This window comes from Pseudomonas sp. CFBP 5748, from assembly GCF_053850495.1.
This window is the reverse complement of the sequence record NZ_JBSPTN010000005.1, coordinates 465,322-481,357: the sequence shown is the minus strand read 5'-3', so window position 1 is coordinate 481,357 and position 16,036 is coordinate 465,322. Positions and strand designations below refer to the sequence as shown.

General features: G+C 62.5%; 13 protein-coding genes and 1 pseudogene. 10 read left to right on the top strand and 4 right to left on the bottom strand.

All coding sequences use genetic code 11. The features are described 5' to 3' along the window. Positions 1 to 16 precede the first annotated feature (16 nt). Positions 17 to 431 (top strand): annotated as a pseudogene (locus ACWNZ1_RS14755) (LysR family transcriptional regulator); the annotation flags it as partial. A 123-nt stretch (positions 432 to 554) separates the two neighbouring features. Here ACWNZ1_RS14755 and ACWNZ1_RS14750 read toward each other — a convergent pair. Beyond that, complete coding sequence (locus ACWNZ1_RS14750) at positions 555 to 1,277, bottom strand: pirin family protein (protein ID WP_135846106.1); 723 nt, start codon at positions 1,275 to 1,277, stop codon at positions 555 to 557. 334 nt (positions 1,278 to 1,611) lie between these two features. On the opposite strand from ACWNZ1_RS14750, the gene ACWNZ1_RS14745 reads away from it, so the two are divergent. Together ACWNZ1_RS14745 and ACWNZ1_RS14740 are read left to right on the top strand one after the other, a co-directional pair. Beyond that, complete coding sequence (locus tag ACWNZ1_RS14745; RefSeq protein ID WP_135846105.1) at positions 1,612 to 2,562, top strand: GlxA family transcriptional regulator; 951 nt, start codon at positions 1,612 to 1,614, stop codon at positions 2,560 to 2,562. Between the two features lie 183 nt (positions 2,563 to 2,745). Continuing rightward, on the top strand, positions 2,746 to 4,233 hold the full coding sequence (locus ACWNZ1_RS14740; protein ID WP_256453408.1) for an ATP-binding protein: 1,488 nt from the start codon (positions 2,746 to 2,748) through the stop codon (positions 4,231 to 4,233). On the opposite strand, the gene ACWNZ1_RS14735 is transcribed toward ACWNZ1_RS14740, so the two are convergent. Beyond that, positions 4,180 to 6,987: an ATP-binding protein gene (locus tag ACWNZ1_RS14735; RefSeq protein WP_135846103.1), complete on the bottom strand. Its 2,808-nt coding sequence runs from the start codon at positions 6,985 to 6,987 to the stop codon at positions 4,180 to 4,182. The genes ACWNZ1_RS14740 and ACWNZ1_RS14735 overlap by 54 nt on opposite strands. Positions 6,988 to 7,245: 258 nt before the next feature. Here ACWNZ1_RS14735 and ACWNZ1_RS14730 point away from each other — a divergent pair, with 258 nt between their 5' ends. The 7 genes from ACWNZ1_RS14730 (at position 7,246) to ACWNZ1_RS14700 (ending at position 14,048) form a co-directional block, all read left to right on the top strand. Then, positions 7,246 to 8,067: an alpha/beta fold hydrolase gene (locus tag ACWNZ1_RS14730; protein WP_135846102.1), complete on the top strand. Its 822-nt coding sequence runs from the start codon at positions 7,246 to 7,248 to the stop codon at positions 8,065 to 8,067. Positions 8,068 to 8,202: 135 nt separating this feature from the next. Then, the gene (locus ACWNZ1_RS14725) at positions 8,203 to 9,150 is read left to right on the top strand and encodes a LysR family transcriptional regulator (RefSeq protein ID WP_135846101.1); all 948 of its coding nucleotides are present in this window, start codon (positions 8,203 to 8,205) and stop codon (positions 9,148 to 9,150) included. Next, positions 9,147 to 9,560 carry a DoxX family protein gene (locus ACWNZ1_RS14720; RefSeq protein WP_092144454.1) on the top strand — a complete coding sequence of 138 codons (414 nt, stop codon included), beginning with the start codon at positions 9,147 to 9,149 and terminating at the stop codon, positions 9,558 to 9,560. The genes ACWNZ1_RS14725 and ACWNZ1_RS14720 overlap by 4 nt, the downstream gene beginning before the upstream one ends. Then, complete coding sequence (locus ACWNZ1_RS14715) at positions 9,553 to 10,191, top strand: antibiotic biosynthesis monooxygenase (protein ID WP_456027724.1); 639 nt, start codon at positions 9,553 to 9,555, stop codon at positions 10,189 to 10,191. Before ACWNZ1_RS14720 ends, ACWNZ1_RS14715 begins: the two co-directional genes overlap by 8 nt. A gap of 118 nt (positions 10,192 to 10,309) precedes the next feature. Beyond that, on the top strand, positions 10,310 to 12,148 hold the full coding sequence (locus ACWNZ1_RS14710) for an amidohydrolase (protein WP_256454419.1): 1,839 nt from the start codon (positions 10,310 to 10,312) through the stop codon (positions 12,146 to 12,148). A 146-nt stretch (positions 12,149 to 12,294) separates the two neighbouring features. Continuing rightward, entirely contained in the window at positions 12,295 to 12,924 is a 630-nt protein-coding gene (gene ycaC / locus ACWNZ1_RS14705) for an isochorismate family cysteine hydrolase YcaC (protein ID WP_135846099.1), read from the top strand. 245 nt (positions 12,925 to 13,169) lie between these two features. Further along, the gene (locus tag ACWNZ1_RS14700) at positions 13,170 to 14,048 is read left to right on the top strand and encodes a LysR family transcriptional regulator (protein ID WP_135846098.1); all 879 of its coding nucleotides are present in this window, start codon (positions 13,170 to 13,172) and stop codon (positions 14,046 to 14,048) included. A gap of 54 nt (positions 14,049 to 14,102) precedes the next feature. Here the strand turns inward: ACWNZ1_RS14700 and ACWNZ1_RS14695 are convergent, their stop codons facing one another. Together ACWNZ1_RS14695 and ACWNZ1_RS14690 are read right to left on the bottom strand one after the other, a co-directional pair. After that, positions 14,103 to 14,579 (bottom strand): hemerythrin domain-containing protein, encoded by a 477-nt coding sequence (locus ACWNZ1_RS14695; RefSeq protein WP_135846097.1) that lies wholly within the window; start codon positions 14,577 to 14,579, stop codon positions 14,103 to 14,105. 193 nt (positions 14,580 to 14,772) lie between these two features. Beyond that, positions 14,773 to 15,882 carry an NAD(P)/FAD-dependent oxidoreductase gene (locus ACWNZ1_RS14690; protein WP_456027723.1) on the bottom strand — a complete coding sequence of 370 codons (1,110 nt, stop codon included), beginning with the start codon at positions 15,880 to 15,882 and terminating at the stop codon, positions 14,773 to 14,775. Positions 15,883 to 16,036 lie beyond the last annotated feature (154 nt).

Genomic DNA, 16,036 nt, shown 5'->3' with positions numbered 1-16,036 from the left:
GGGCTGCTGTGCAGCCCTTCGGGTGCAACTGGACGCCTCCACGCAGATCCTCAGCCTGGTCAAGCGCGAAGCGGACATCGCCGTGCGCAACCACCGGCCGGACAATCCTGACCTGATCGCCCGGCGAATTGCGCGTTGGCCGGTGGGGTTATTCGCCTCCCAGGCTTATGTCGATGTCCATGGCGTACCATCGCCTGGCAGCGCATTCGAAGGCTATTGTCGCAAGCCTGAGTTCGAGCCTGTTGGTGCGCCGCTCGATTGCCGCTGGCATTGATGGGGGAGCGGATGGCTTGGTGAGACTGTGGCCGGAGCGCACGCGTGCGTTGCCGTACGAGGTATGGCTGGTCACCCACGCGGACCTGCGCCATACCGCGCGAGCGCGGGCGGTGATCGATGAGATTGTCGAGGTATTTGCGTTGGAAAACGAATGAGACCTTGTGAGAGCGGGCTTGCTCGCGAAAGGGCCGGCATATCCAACATCGTTGTTGATTGATACACCGCTTTCGCGAGCAAGCCCGCTCCCACAGTTTCATTGGAGGTCACAGACACTGCTGTCATGGCATCTGCGGCAGCTCTTGCGGGCGCAGGTCAAACACCAGCACCTCGGCATCCTGGCCGTTGCTCAGTGTCAGTGCCTGTTCCTGGCGTACCCGCACTCCGTCACCTTCCTGTAGCGGCACACCGTTAAGCTCGACACTGCCCCGGGCCACATGCACGTAGGCATAGCGATCTGGGGCCAGGGTCAGGGTGGCGCTTTCCTGGCCATTGAACAGCCCAGCGTAGACTCGGGCGTCCTGGCGCACCTGGAGCGAGCCGTTGGCGCCGTCCGGGGAGATGATCAACTGCAGGCGACCGCGTTTTTGTTCGGCGCTGAAGTGTTCCTGTTGATAGCGCGGTGTGGCGCCGCTGACGTTGGGCACGATCCAGATTTGCAGGAAGTGCACCAACTCGTCGGCACTGTGGTTGAACTCACTGTGGGCTACGCCACTGCCAGCGCTCATCAACTGCACGTCGCCGGGGCGAATGACCGAGCCCGTGCCCAGGGTGTCCTTGTGCTCCAGCGCACCTTCAAGCACATAGGAGAAAATCTCCATGTCCCGATGGGGATGCTGGCCGAAGCCCTTGGCGGCGGCGACCCGGTCGTCATTGATGACCAGCAGGTCGGAGAAGCCTTGTTCATTGATGTTGCGGTAGTTGGCGAACGAAAAGGTATGGAACGAGGTCAGCCAGCCGTGGCGGGCGATGCCGCGGTCCGAAGCTTTGCGAAGGGTCAGCATGGTAGTTCTCCTGGTTCAGTGGGCGACGGCTGTGACCGTTCACCGGGTTCAGAAGAAGATTAATGGTTATCGAACCATTCAATAAGCAGGTGGAAAACGAAAGACTGTCCGTTTTGGGTGGACAATTGATGACTCCTACCAGCGGGCGCTTTGCTTCGACATAATGTCGATACCTGTCAGCCATATGATAAACCCTGTGGGAGCGGGCTTGCTCGCGAAGGCGATGCGGCAGTCAGCACACATGTTGAATGTGATGCCCTCTTCGCGAGCAAGCCCGCTCCCACAGGGGATCATCTGCGGTGTGTCGTTTTCCCCGATTTTTGGCGTATCCCCAATGAAAACCGTTGCAATGGTGCTGTTCCCGGATTTCCTGCTGCTCGACATGGCCGGGCCTCTTGAAGTGTTTTCCATCGCCAATCGTTATCTCGAGCCGGATCAGCGTTATCAATTATTGACCCTGGGCACCGAGCGCGGTGCGTTACGGGCGTCTAACGGTGTGGCGGTGCAGGCCGATATTCATATCGACCAGGCTTGGGCGGCCTATGACGTGTTGCTGGTCCCGGGCGGGCCGGGGGCCTATAACGACCAGCATCCGGGCTTGCACACCTGGCTGCGGGCCGCGGCGCAACGGGCCACGCGCTATGGCTCCATTTGTACGGGGGCCTTTGTGCTCGGTGAGGCGGGGTTGCTCGATGGTTATCGCGTTACCACCCACTGGCATTACACCGAGCGCCTGATCCGCCGTTTCCCCAAGGCACTGGTGGAAACCGACAAGATCTTCCTGCAGGACCGCCGCCTGATCACCTCTGGCGGTGTCACCGCCGGTATCGACCTGGCGCTGTCCATCGTCGCGCAAGACCACGGCCGCAAGGTCGCGCTGGATGTGGCCAAGGTGTTGCTGGTGGTGATGAAACGCCAGGGCGGGCAGGCGCAGTTCAGTCCTCTGGTAGCTGCGGTGGCGTCCCAGGAGTCAGCCATTACCCGGGTGCAGAATCATGTGATGGAGCATCTGGAAGAACCCTTCACCATTGAACGCATGGCCGCGCTGGCCGCCATGAGCTCGCGGCATTTCGCCCGGGTCTTTGCCCGTGAAGTGAAGATGACGCCCATGGAGTTCCTGCAAGGTGCGCGTATCGACCGGGCCCGTCAGTTGCTGGAAAGCACGGATTTGCCCCTCAAGACCGTGGCGTTTCGCAGTGGCTTTGGCAGTGTGCGGCACATGCGCTTCCTGTTCAGTGAAAAGCTCGGACTGACCCCGGTGCAGTATCGCCAGCAGTTCAGTTGAGCCATCGGTGTCCGTCCAGGGCACCGTGATGTCCGTGACGCTCCCTGTGCCAGCATTGTCCTGTGGGCTGCGACTGCCAAGATAACGGCGAACCCTCTGGAAAGGATGCGCAGGAGCCAGGGCAGACGCGTTCGCTGACCTGCAACGTCATGCCCGCCCCGGTTACCCGGCGCTGGATCGCCCATGAACAGTTTCGTCAAACCCGATACCGAGCCGGCGCTGGGCTTCGGTCCGTTTGCCTTTTACCGACAGCAGCGGCTGGTCACCCGTGACGGCAAGCCGTTGGCGCTGGGCGGACGTGCCCTGGACATTCTTCAAGTGCTGGTCGAGCACGCCGGCAGCTTCGTCAGCAAGCAAGCACTTATCGCGCATGTATGGCCTGACAGCGTCGTGGAAGAAATCAACCTGCGGGTGCACATCGCGGCGCTGCGGCGGGCCTTCGGCGATGGGCGGGACGGCTGTCGCTATATCCTCAATCATCCCCGGCAAGGCTATTGTTTTGCCGCTTCCGTGGCCTTGGAGGCGAGTGTCGAACGGTGTGCCAACCGATGGTCCACGCGACACAACCTGCCGGCCCGGCTGAACCCGCTGATCGGCCGCGACAAAGTGCTGGGGCAGTTACTGGCCGATGTGCCCCGTCGGCCCTTGACCACCGTGACCGGTCCGGGCGGTGTTGGCAAGACCACGGTGGTGTCGCGGGTAGCGGAACTGTTGCTGGAGTATTTTGACGACGGTGCCTGGTTCGTTGACCTGTCCGCCACCAGCGACTCTTCGCAGGTGTCGGTGCAGGTCGCTCGCACGCTCGGTTTGGCAGGCGCGCACTGGAGCGCGCAACTGGCCTCCTGTCGAATGTTGTTGGTGCTCGATGGCTGCGAACATGTGCTCGACGCCTGCCAGGAGCTGGCCCAGGCACTGCGCTCGGCACCTGGGGTGGCGCTGTTGTTGAGCAGTCGCGAACCCTTGGGTATCACGGATGAAAATGTTGTGCCGTTGCAGGGCCTGGCGGTGGCGTCGCCCCTTGAGCCGGAGCATCAAATATTGGCGTGCCCGGCCGTGCAGCTGTTGATCGATCGGGTCGGCGCCCGGCAGCAAGGCTTCACACCGGGTGAGCGCGACTTGCTGACCATTGCGCAAATCTGCCACCGCCTGGACGGTTTGCCGCTGGCGTTGGAGTTGGCGGCAGTCCAGGTCGATGCGTTAGGGGTGGCAGGAGTGCTGGAGCAGTTGGATTTTGGCCTGTCATTCTTGAGCCATGGACGACGCACGGCGGTGGCCCGCCACCGGAGCCTGGAGGCCTTGCTGGATTGGAGTTTCGAGCGCTTGAGCACTGATGAACAAGCGGTGCTCCAGCGTCTGGCGGTGTTCGAGGCACCCTTCAGCCTGAGGGCGGCGATGGCGGTGATCAGTTGCGCCGAGCTGGGTGTCGGGCAACTGCCCTGGCTGCTGTCACGATTGGTAAGTCAGTCGTTGGTGATGCTTGAGCAGCACGCCGAAGGGGGGCGCTTTCACTTGCTCCACACCACCCGCGCCTATGCCTTGGAAAAGCTGCGGCGCAGCGGCCAGTGGCAGGTGTTCCAGCGGCATTACGTGTTGCAGGAGGCTTGGCAACCCTGCCGCTCAGGGCTCCAGTCGTTGACTCAACCTTTGGAGCAGCGCGCCGGCTTCCTGTAGGTCGGGGGTATCGAACCCTTCGGTGAAGCGTCGATAGACCGGCCCGAGCAGATCGCGTGCGGCGTGTTCCTGCCCCTGGCGTTGCCATAACCGGGCCAGGGACATGGCGCTGCGCAGTTCCCAGGCCAGGGCGTTGTGCCGCCGGGCTACGGTCAGGGCTGCCAGCAATTGTTCTTCGGCGTGCCCTTCAAGGGATGGGTCATTGTGTGTCAGCCAGTTTTCGGCGCCGGCCCGCAGGATCTCCGCCGAGCACCAGCCCGCCGCACCGTCGTGGGCGCGTTCGATTTGCGCCTGGCTAACGAAGTCGGCCCGTAGCGTGACCACGATGTCGCGGATCAGCCCGGCAGCCGTCGGACTCGCCTCCAGGGTTTCACCGGTGAATGCGCAGTCGTAGTGGCGGGCCCAGTCATGGAACAGCATCACCGAATGTTTTTTCGCCTGTAGCTTCAACAGATCGAGCCTTTCTCGGGCGGTTGCGTGATCACCGTTGTAATGGGCGATCACGCAACCGCTCATCGCCAGGGTGTAGCAGATCGAGATGCCGTGGTTGATCTGCAAGGCGATCTGCAACGCCAGGTTGGCGGTGCGTCGGGCTTTCTCGGCAAAGCCCTGCAGCCAGAGGATGCGCGCCAGAATCGTCAGCGCAGCCACGCTCTGGTCGTATTGCACGCCAAAACCGTGGCTGAACCGGCTGAGATGGCCGCTCTGGGCCAGGCGCTGGATCACCTGCTCGGCATCGCGTCGAGCCGCGCCCTGGTCACCGGTAAAATGCAGCGCCAGCACACGCAGGCGTTGGGTGCTCAGGGAGAGGTTCGGGTCGCCGTGGGGCCCCAGCCGGTCGAAGTCCTGGCTTTGTTCCAGCGCCTCCCGATAGTTGCCACGACTGAGGTTGACGGTCATGTGCCCCGATACCGCCCGCAGTTCGCTCGCCAGGTCCTGGCAGTGCTGCGCCAGTTGCCGGGCCGTGACGAAAGCGCGGACGGTGGCCGGCGTGCCACCCTCGGTGTGGTAGTTGAAACTGGCGTGGGCCAGTTCCAGGGCGAGGGTCAGCCTTGGGCACGGCGAGGGGCTGGCTTGTAATAATTTCAACGCTTTGCTGACGTAAAGGCCGTGCTCCTTGAGCAGCGACAGTTCCTGCCAGAGGGGCAGGGTGCGAGCGGTCAGGCGGATTGCCACGGTGTGCGAGCCCTGTGGACCCAAGCCCCGGTCGAGCGCCGCACGGATGTCGTCGCGATAGGCGGCGTAGCGGGCGATCCACAGCCGCGTGGGGGTGTTTTCCCAGTCGCTTTCGGCTTGCTCCATCAGCGTCAGGCAACGCTCGGCGTGACGTTCCTGGCTGGCCGCCAGTTCCCCGGCTTCGGCCAGTTTCTCCAAGGCATAGCTGCGGGTGGTATCGAGCAGCCGATAGCGCACCTCTTCATCGCCAATCTCTACATTGAGCAACGATTTGGCGACCAACTGGCTGACTGACACCAGCACCTGATCGGGCGCCACATGCTGGCCGATGATCACTGCGGCGGCCGATGTCAGGTTGAAACTGCCCATGAACACCGCCAGCCGCCGCAGGCAGATCTGCTCGCACGGGATAAGCAGCGCGAAGCTCCAATCCAGCGTGGCACGCAGGGTTTGCTGGCGCGGTGCGGCGTCGATTTCGTTGTGCAGCAGGGCGACGCTGTCTTGCAGTTGTCGGTGAAGTTCCTCCAGCCCGAAACGGCCGATTTGCGCGGCGGCCAGTTCAATGGCCAGGGGAATGCCGTCCAGCCGCTGGCAGATGTCGATCACCAACGGTACTTCGTGGTCGGTCAGTTCGAAGTCGTCCTGGCTGGCCATGGCCCGCTCGGCGAACAGTTGCAGTGCCGGGTACTCCACGGCGGGATAACCCTCGATAGGCGTCTCTCGCGGCGGGAACGCCAGGGAGTCCAGGCGCTGCACGTGCTCACCTTCGGCACGCAGGCCTTCGCGGCTGGTGGCCAGGACATGCAGGTGAGGGGCGCCGCGCAGCAGGGTTTCGCAGAGTAGAGCGATGGCGTCGATCAGGTGCTCGCAGTTGTCGATCACCAGCAACAGATGCCGCTCCTTGAGCTGGCGGGCGATGGTGTCCAGCGGGTCGCCGTCATGCAGCGGCAAATCCAGCAGCGCGCACAGGTTGGGAGCGATCATGGCCGGGTCGTTGAGCGCTGCCAGGTCCAGCAGACAAGTACCGTCGCGGTAGTGGCCGATCAACTGTTCGGCGACCCGCAGGGCGACGGTGGTCTTGCCGATACCGCCGGTGCCCACCAGCGTGATAAAGCGTTTTCGCGGCAGCTGGGCCACCAAGGCGTCTACCAAGGCCTGGCGTCCGATCATTCGTGTACGGCGCAGCGGCAGGTTGCGGGCCAGTGACGGATGCGGGATGCGCGCCAGTTGCTCGAAGGGCTCGAGCGACACCGGTGCGACAAAACTGTAGCCGCGCTGGGCGACGGTGACGATGTAACGCTGGCCCGCCTGACCATCCCCCAGGGCTTTGCGCAATGCCGCGACGTGCACCCGCAGGTTGGTGTCTTCAACGATGCTCTTGGGCCAGACGCGGGCGATCAGTTGCTGTTTGCTCACCACCTGCCCGGCGTGTTCGAGCAGCACCAGCAGAATCTCTACTGCCCGCCGCCCCAGGCGCAACGGTTGCCCACCCTCCAGCACCAGGCGCTGGCGAGGATGGACCCGGTAAGGGCCGAAATGCACGGTCTGTTCGACGGGCAGGTTGAGGTAATGGCTCATGTCGCTCTCAATGTTCTGGTCCCGGTGCAGGGGCTATCCCCGAGCATATTCCTCAGGTTTTGCGTCACGCGCAACGGTGAAGAGCTTTTGCATATTTTTGGCCAAACATAGAACCCCGTGGCGAGGGAGCCAGCTCCCTCGCCACGAAAGCGGGGGGATTAACACGCCCGTCCCGAAAAAATTAACAACGTTTAACTCACGCAGGTGCCCCCCATGGCCGGACCATAAAGCCATCCACCCACCTCAAGGAGTCATGTCATGAGCACCTTCATTACCCGCGACGGCACCGAGATTTACTACAAGGACTGGGGCAGTGGTCAACCGGTGGTTTTCAGCCACGGCTGGCCGTTGAACTCGGACAGTTGGGAGGCGCAAATGATGTTCCTGGCGTCCCACGGCTACCGGGTGATCGCTCATGATCGTCGTGGCCACGGGCGCTCCAGCCAGCCGTGGGACGGCAATGACATGGACACCTACGCCGATGACCTGGCCGAGCTGATCGAGCGCCTGGATTTGAAGAATGCAGTGCTGCTGGGCTTCTCCACCGGCGGCGGTGAAGTGGCGCGCTACATCGGTCGCCATGGCTCCGCGCGCGTTGCCAAACTCGGGCTGATTTCGGCGGTGACGCCGCTGATGGTCAGGACCGCGACCAACCCCGGCGGCTTGCCCATCGAGGTGTTCGACGGTTTCCGCCAGGCCTCCCTGGCCGACCGTTCTCAGCTATACAAAGATGTGGCCAGCGCGTTTTTCGGTGCCAACCGTCCGGGTGCCAAAGTCTCCCAAGGCATGATCGACTGGTTCTGGATGCAAGGCATGCTCGCCGGCCACAAGAACACCTACGACTGCATCAAGGCGTTCTCGGAGACTGATCTTTCCGAAGACCTGCGCAACATCGACGTGCCGACCCTGGTGGTCCATGGCGATGACGACCAGGTGGTCCCCATCGAAACCGCTGGCATCGCAGCCGCCAAGTTGCTCAAGAACGCGCAGTTGCTGGTTTACCCAGGCGCACCTCATGGCTTGACCGATACCCACAAGGATCGGTTGAACACCGACCTGCTGGCGTTCATCCAGGGTTGACCACGCACTAACCTGTGGGAGCGAGCTTGCTCCGGGCGGCGTTCCGACGATGGCGGCGCAACAGTCAACATCGCCGCCTGACACTCCGCTTTCGCGAGCAAGCTCGCTCCCACAGGATCGATAGGACTCACACCCATGAACCGCAACGACTTACGCCGCCTCGACATGAATCTGCTGGTGATTTTCGAGGCGCTGATGTTCGAGAAAAACCTGACCCGCGTCGCCGAAAAGCTGTTCATGGGCCAGCCGGCGGTGAGCGCGGCGCTGGGGCGGCTGCGGGATCTGTTCGATGACCCGCTGCTGATCCGTCACGGTCGCGGCATGGAGCCGACTCCGCGGGCCCTGGCCATCCTGCAAGAACTGCAACCGGCCATGGACACGATTTCCAGCGCGGTCAGCCGGGCCAAGGCGTTTGATCCGTCCACCAGTTGCGATGTGTTTCGCATCGGCTTGTCCGACGATGCCGAGTTCGGCCTGTTTCCACCGCTGCTGAGCCAACTGCGTGAAGAAGCGCCGGGCATCATCGTCGTGGTGCGCCGGGCCAATTTCCTGCTGATGTCGTCGCTGCTGGCCAGCGGTGAAATCAGCGTCGGGGTCAGTTACACCACCGACCTGCCGGCCAATGCCAAGCGCAAGAAACTGCGGGACATTCCCTGCAAGGTCTTGCGCGGCGACAAACGCCCGGGGCCACTGACCCTGGACGAATACTGCGCGCGGCCCCACGCCATGGTCTCGTTCTCGGGCGACCTGAGCGGCAACATCGACCTGGACCTGGCCCACATCGGCCGGGCCCGCAAAGTGGTGCTGGCGGTGCCGCAATTCAGCGGGTTGCGGGCGTTGCTGGCCGGCACCGAACTGATCGCCACCGTACCCGACTACGCCGCCTGCGCGCTGGTGGAAGGCTGCGCGCTGCGGGCCGAGGATCCGCCGTTCGAGATCAACGCGGCCGAGTTGTCGATGGTCTGGAGCGGCGTGCATGACAACGACCCGGCCGAGCGCTGGCTGCGCTCGCGCATTGCCACCTACATGTCCCAACCGCTGCCGGCCGCCGCCTCGGCGGACCCGGACGGAGCTCACCGATGAACATGACCGATGAACGCCCGTTGCAGGACCTGGGCTTGTTGTTCCTGCGCCTGAGTGGCGCGCTGTTTTTGCTCTGGGTCCATGGCTTGCCGAAGCTGCTGCACTACAGCGTTGAGCTGACCCGCATCGAAGACCCGTTTCACCTCGGCGCGGCGCCGACCCTGATCCTGGCGATTTTTGCCGAAGTGCTGTGCCCGCTGCTGATCATGGCCGGTGTCCTGGTGCGCCTGGCCTGCTTGCCTATCCTGTTTCTGCTGGCGGTGGCGCTGTTGGTGGTGCACCCGCAGTGGAGCCTGGAAGAGGGGCAGTTCGGCTGGCTGCTGCTGATCATATTTACCAGCGTGTTCATCGCCGGGCCCGGGCGCCTGGCAATCAATACGCGTTTTGTTGGAGTGCTTCGCCATGTCTGAATCTCAAGCCATTGAATCCCCCGCGAGCCCGGCCAAACCCGGCTTCGATGAAATCGTGACCCTGGTGGTCAAGCACCGGATCAAGGCCGGCCAGGACGCGGCGTACGAGGCCTGGTTACGCCGCATCGTGCGCGTGGCCGGTCAATGGCCGGGCCACCTGGGTGTGGACGTGGTGCGCGGCAAACTGGGCGGGTTGTCGCTGTTCACCTGCGTGCTGCGTTTCTGTTCCACCGAGGCCATGCAACGCTGGCTGGATTCCCCCGAACGCCGGGACCTGGTGGAAGAAGCCGCGCCCTTGCTGGCCGACGGCGACCAGACCGAAGTCGCGCCGTACAAGGAATTCTGGTTCGCCCCGTTGGCCGATGCCTCGATGCCACCGCCGCGTTGGAAGCAGGCGGTGGTGACGCTGCTGGTCATCCTGCCGCACACCTTGCTGGTGCCGCTGATCTGGGGGCCGTTACTGCAGCTCCACGCGTTCCTCTCCAACTACGTGGTCGCCACATTCTTGATCACAGTGACGATCGTGCTTTCGGTGGTGTACGTGTGCATGCCGCTGGCGACCCGCCTGTTCGCACCGTGGCTGGAAGCCTCCAAGGCCCATGAACACCTGGAGTCCGACCATGGCCAATAAAGATGACCCGAGCGATCCGCTGCGCCGCCAGTTACTGGCCGCCGGATCCCTGCTCAGCGCGGCGGCGGCTTTCTGGCCCCGCCTGTCCCTTGCCTCTTCCCATTCAGAAGGAAATCCGATGAACGCCGATCTGATTCTATTCAATGGTCAATTCCACACGGTCGACCGTGAGAAACCCCGCGCCAGCGCGGTAGCCATCAGCCAGGGCAAGTTCATTGCCGTGGGCACCGACGCCGAGGCCATGGCCCTGCGCGGCAGCGGCACCCAAGTCATCGACCTCAAGGGCCGCACTGTCATCCCTGGGCTCAACGACTCGCACTTGCACCTGATCCGTGGTGGCCTGAACTACAACCTCGAACTGCGTTGGGAAGGTGTGCCGTCCCTGGCCGATGCCTTGCGCATGCTCAAGGACCAGGCAGATCGCACGCCGACGCCGCAATGGGTGCGCGTGGTGGGCGGCTGGAACGAATTCCAGTTCGCCGAAAAACGCATGCCGACCCTGGAAGAACTCAACCAGGCGGCTCCCGATACGCCGGTGTTCGTGCTGCACCTGTATGACCGCGCCTTGCTCAACCGCGCCGCGCTGCGGGTGGCCGGTTACACCCGTGACACGCCGAACCCGCCGGGTGGCGAGATCGTGCGCGACAGCAAGGGCGAGCCCACCGGCATGCTGGTGGCGCGGCCTAACGCGATGATTCTTTACTCGACGTTGGCCAAGGGACCGAAGTTGCCGTTGGAATATCAGGTCAACTCCACGCGCCAGTTCATGCGTGAACTCAATCGCCTGGGGCTGACCAGCGCCATCGATGCCGGCGGCGGTTTCCAGAACTACCCGGACGATTACGCGGTGATCGAGCAGTTGGCGCGGGAACAGCAGTTGACGGTGCGCATCGCCTACAACCTGTTCACCCAGAAGCCCAAGGAAGAACTCAGCGACTTCAAGAACTGGACCGGCAGCGTCAAATTGCACCAGGGCGATGATTTCCTGCGGCACAACGGCGCCGGTGAAATGCTGGTGTTCTCGGCGGCGGATTTCGAGGACTTCCTGGAGCCGCGTCCGGACCTGCCGCCGGGCATGGAGCAGGATCTGGAACCGGTGGTTCGGCACCTGGTGGAGCAGCGCTGGCCGTTCCGCCTGCATGCCACCTATGACGAGTCCATCAGCCGCATGCTCGATGTGTTCGAGAAGGTCAACCGCGACATCCCGTTCAACGGCCTGCCATGGTTTTTCGACCACGCCGAGACCATCACGCCGAAGAACATCGAACGGGTCCGGGCGCTGGGCGGTGGTATCGCGATCCAGGACCGCATGGCCTTTCAGGGTGAATATTTTGTCGACCGCTACGGCGCCAAGGCCGCCGAAGCCACGCCACCGATCAAGCGCATGCTGGCCGAAGGTGTGCCGGTGGGGGCGGGCACCGACGCTACTCGGGTGTCGAGCTACAACCCCTGGACCTCGCTGTACTGGATGGTCAGCGGCCGCACGGTCGGCGGCCTCTCGTTGCACGAAGAGGGCCTGCCGCGCCTGACCGCGCTGGAGCTGTTCACCCATGGCAGCGCCTGGTTCTCCTCGGAGCAGGGCAAGAAAGGCCAGATCAAGGTCGGTCAACTGGCGGACCTGGCGGCCCTGAGCGCGGATTTCTTCAGCGTCGAGGAAGAAGCCATCAAGTGGATCGAGTCCGTGTTGACGGTGGTCGACGGCAAGGTGGTGTACGCCGCCGGCGACTTCGAAAAGCTTGGGCCGGCCAGTGTACCGGTACTGCCGGACTGGTCGCCGGTGGTCAAGGTCCCGGGCCACTGGCGCCCGACCTCGCCCTTGCAGGCGCAGGTTCACCAGTGCAGCGGTCCGTGCACGGTGCACTCCCACAGCCATGAACGGGCGCGGTTGTCGAACGTTCCGGTCAGCGATTTCCAAGGCTTCTGGGGCGCGTTTGGTTGCTCCTGCTTTGCCTTCTGACTGATTACACACAGATCCCCCTGTGGGAGCGGGCTTGCTCGCGAATGCGTCGGCACATCCGACAACGTCGCAAGCTGACACACCGCTTTCGCGAGCAAGCCCGCTCCCACAAGGTTTCGTAACATCCATCCCAAAGGAGTCATCCCATGAGCAACGTTCCCGCTATCAAACGCCTGAACAAGGAAGACGCGGTCGTCCTGCTGGTCGACCACCAGACCGGCCTGATTTCCCTGGTCCAGGACTTCTCGCCGAACGAGTTCAAGAACAACGTGCTGGCCCTGGCTGACCTGGCGAAATTCTTCGAACTGCCGACCATCCTGACCACCAGCTTCGAAAAAGGCCCTAACGGCCCGATCGTACCGGAACTCAAGGAAATGTTTCCGGACGCGCCATACATCCCACGTCCAGGCCAGATCAATGCCTGGGACAACGAAGACTTCGTCAAGGCGATCAAGGCCACCGGTCGCAAGCAGTTGATCATTGCCGGCGTGGTGACCGACGTCTGCGTGGCATTCCCGACCCTGTCGGCATTGGCTGAAGGTTTTGAAGTGTTTGTGGTGACCGACGCTTCGGGCACTTTCAACGAAACCGTGCAACAGGCCGCCTGGGTGCGCATGACCGCCGCCGGCGCACAAATGATGAACTGGTTCTCGGTGGCCTGTGAGCTGCAGCAAGACTGGCGCAACGACATCGAAGGCCTGGGCAACCTGCTGTCCCAGCGCATTCCGAACTACCGCAACCTGATGAACAGCTATTCGGCGCTGACGGCCAAGTAAGCTGAACGGTTGCTGCTGAATGACGCCCGCCTTGTGCGGGCGTTTTTTTGCGCTTGGCATCCACTTCTTTCAGGCTGATCCACCGCTGTCGCGAACAAGCTTTGCTCCCACAGGTCTTGCGGCTGCGCAGAGGTGGGCGCAAAGCTTGCTCGCGATGACGGCGACACATGCGACACCTTCCCAATCTGTCTCACGCCGACCACAATGCCCAACAGAACATCCTGACTGTCCACTCTGGTATGACAATGAACCCCTTCGAAGAAATGCGCATCTTTGCCCAGGTCATGGAGTCGGGCAGTTTCACTGCAGCGGCGGACAAGCTGGGATTGTCCAAGCAGTTCGTCAGCCGCAAGCTCATGGAGCTGGAGCAGCGCCTGGGCGTGCGCCTGCTCAATCGCTCGACGCGGCGGTTAGATGTCACGCCCCTGGGCCAGCGCTATTACGAAGCGGCGCTGCGGCTGCTCAGCGAAGTTGAACAGGTGGAACAGGGCATCAGCGGCCAGACCGACGAACCCCGCGGCACCGTTCGCCTCAGTGCTCCGCTGTCCTTCGCCGTGGCGCACCTGGGCAGTCTGTTGCCGCTGTTTCTGCAGCGTTATCAGGACGTCAGCGTAGAGGTGGACTTGAGTGACCGCTCGGTGGACCTGCTGGGGGAGGGGTATGATCTGGCGCTACGGATCGGCGTGCTGGAGGATTCGACCTTGATCGCCCGGCGCATTGCGACCATTGAGCGGGTGTACTGCGCCAGCCCGGCCTACCTGGCGCAACGGGGCACGCCCGAGCGACCTGAAGACCTGCGCAATCATGACTGCCTGCCCTACGGTCACAGCCGTCAGGTGCAGTGGCGATTCGGTGGCGCGGGCAAACCGTTGGCGCTGGAGGTGAGTGGACGCATGCGCGCCAATAACGGCGATTTGCTCAGGGATGCGGCCATTGCCGCAATGGGCGTCACCTATCTGCCAACCTTCATCGTCGGCGAGGCTCTGAAGGACGGTCGATTGATCAAGGTGCTGGGGGGCTTTGAGACCGAGCCGCTGACGTTGTCGGCGGTTTACCCGCAACACCGGCAAAGCTCACGCCCGGTGCAGGCGCTGGTGGAATTCTTGCGCGAACAGATGCAATAAAACGCCGCAGCATTCAGCCGTCAACTGACGGCTGAAGCATCCTCGGCCCTTGAATCAGGCGGCGAGATTGGCACTGCTCAGTTCTTTTTTGTACTGCGCCTTCATGGTTTCCATCTCTTCACCCAGGGCATCGAGTTTCGCTTTGCCCAGCAGTTTTTTCGCGTGGGGGAACATCTCCTTCTCTTCTTCTTCGATGTGGTGCTCCAGCAGTTCCTTGACCACTTTCACGCGACCGGCAAATTCCGGCTGGGTCGGATCGGTGGCTTTCAGGTCCGGCAGCACCAGCGAATCGACGGTGCGGTGTTCTTCCTTGGCCTCGTAATACATCTCGGCCTCGTCCTTGCTGCCTGCCTGCTTGAATGCCGGGTACAGAATCTCTTCTTCCAGACGGGTGTGGATGGAAATTTCCATTTCCAATTTCGCCAACAGATCAGTGCGTTTCTTGACGGCACGATCAGTGGATTCGCTCAGTTGGGTGAGAATGGCTTTGACGCGTTCATGGTCGGCTTTCAACAGGTCGATGGCGTTCATAAGTAGCTCCTGGCAATTCACGGATGCGGGCCGGCTTCAAGCGCCGACGCCGCGTAAGAGGTAAATTGCATCCACCGTGCCAGTCGGGCCTTGTTAAAAAGATGTTTAAAAACAGGTGGTTGTATTTTTCGCTGGTTTTATGTCCGTGCAAGCTGCAAGAAGCTGGGGAAAACGCCTTGCACTTTGCTGATGGCTAAACGCTTTCGATCAGTTGCCGGACCCGCCAGGCAATCGCCAGGCAAGAGGTCAGCCCCGGCGATTCAATCCCGAACAGGTTGATCAACCCAGGAACCTGATGTTCGGCTTGGCTGCTGATGAGAAAGTCGCAAGCGGGCTCGCCGGGTGCGGAGATCTTTGGGCGGATGCCGCTGTAGCCCGGTTGCAGGCTCTGGTCCGGCAGGCCCGGCCAGTAATTGCGGATCGCCGGGTAGAAGACTTCGGCCCGTGCCGGGTCGACTCGGTAGTCTTCGTGCTCGACCCATTCGACGTCAGGACCGAACCGCGCCTGGCCCCCCAGGTCCAGGGTCATGTGGATACCCAGGCCAGCCGCTTGCGGCGCGGGATAGACCAAGTGCCGGAAGGGCGCGCGGCCGGTCAGGCTGAAGTAGTTGCCCTTGCACAAATACTCGCGGGGCACTGACTGCGGTGCCAGGCCTTCGATGCGGCGGGCGAGGGCGGGGGCGTGGAGGCCGGCGGCGTTGATCAGTCGTTGGCAGGACAAACTCATCTGTGCCGTACCGCCCAGCTCCAGCACGAAGCCATCGACGGTAACGCGAGCCTTTAGCAACGGTGTGTGGAACGCGACGCTCGCACCGGCCGCTTCGGCATCGCCCTGCAAGGCCAGCATCAGCGCGTGAGAGTCGACGATACCGGTGGAAGGCGAATACAACGCGCCAACACAGGACAGGGCCGGCTCCAGGTCCAACGCCTGTCGTTGATCGAGCAGGCGCAGGTCGTCCACGCCGTTCATCAAACCCCGTTCGAGCAATGCCGCGAGCCCGGTCATTTGTGCCGGGTCCTTGGCTACGATCAACTTGCCGAGCCGTTGAGTCGCGACCCCATGGCTCTGGCAATAGTCGTACAACTGGTGCCGGCCTTCGACGCACAGCTGCGCCTTGAGGCTGCCCGGTGGGTAATAAATGCCGGCATGGATGACTTCGGAATTGCGCGAGCTGGTGCCGATGCCGATGGCTTCACCGGCTTCGATCAGCAGCACTTCGTGTCCGGCCTGGGCCATTTCCCGGGCTATGGCGAGCCCGACGACCCCAGCGCCTACGACGACGCACTCGATATCGACACTCAACGTTGTTCCTCCTTCAGGGCTACAGGTTGGCGGGTTCAGGATAGCCCGCGCTGGGGAAGTGGGTGTAGCGCGGGTGTGATGTTCCCGCCACTCCCTGAGAAACCAGCAGGTATAAAAAAAGCCCGTATCTGGCGATACGGGCTTTTTCGATGGC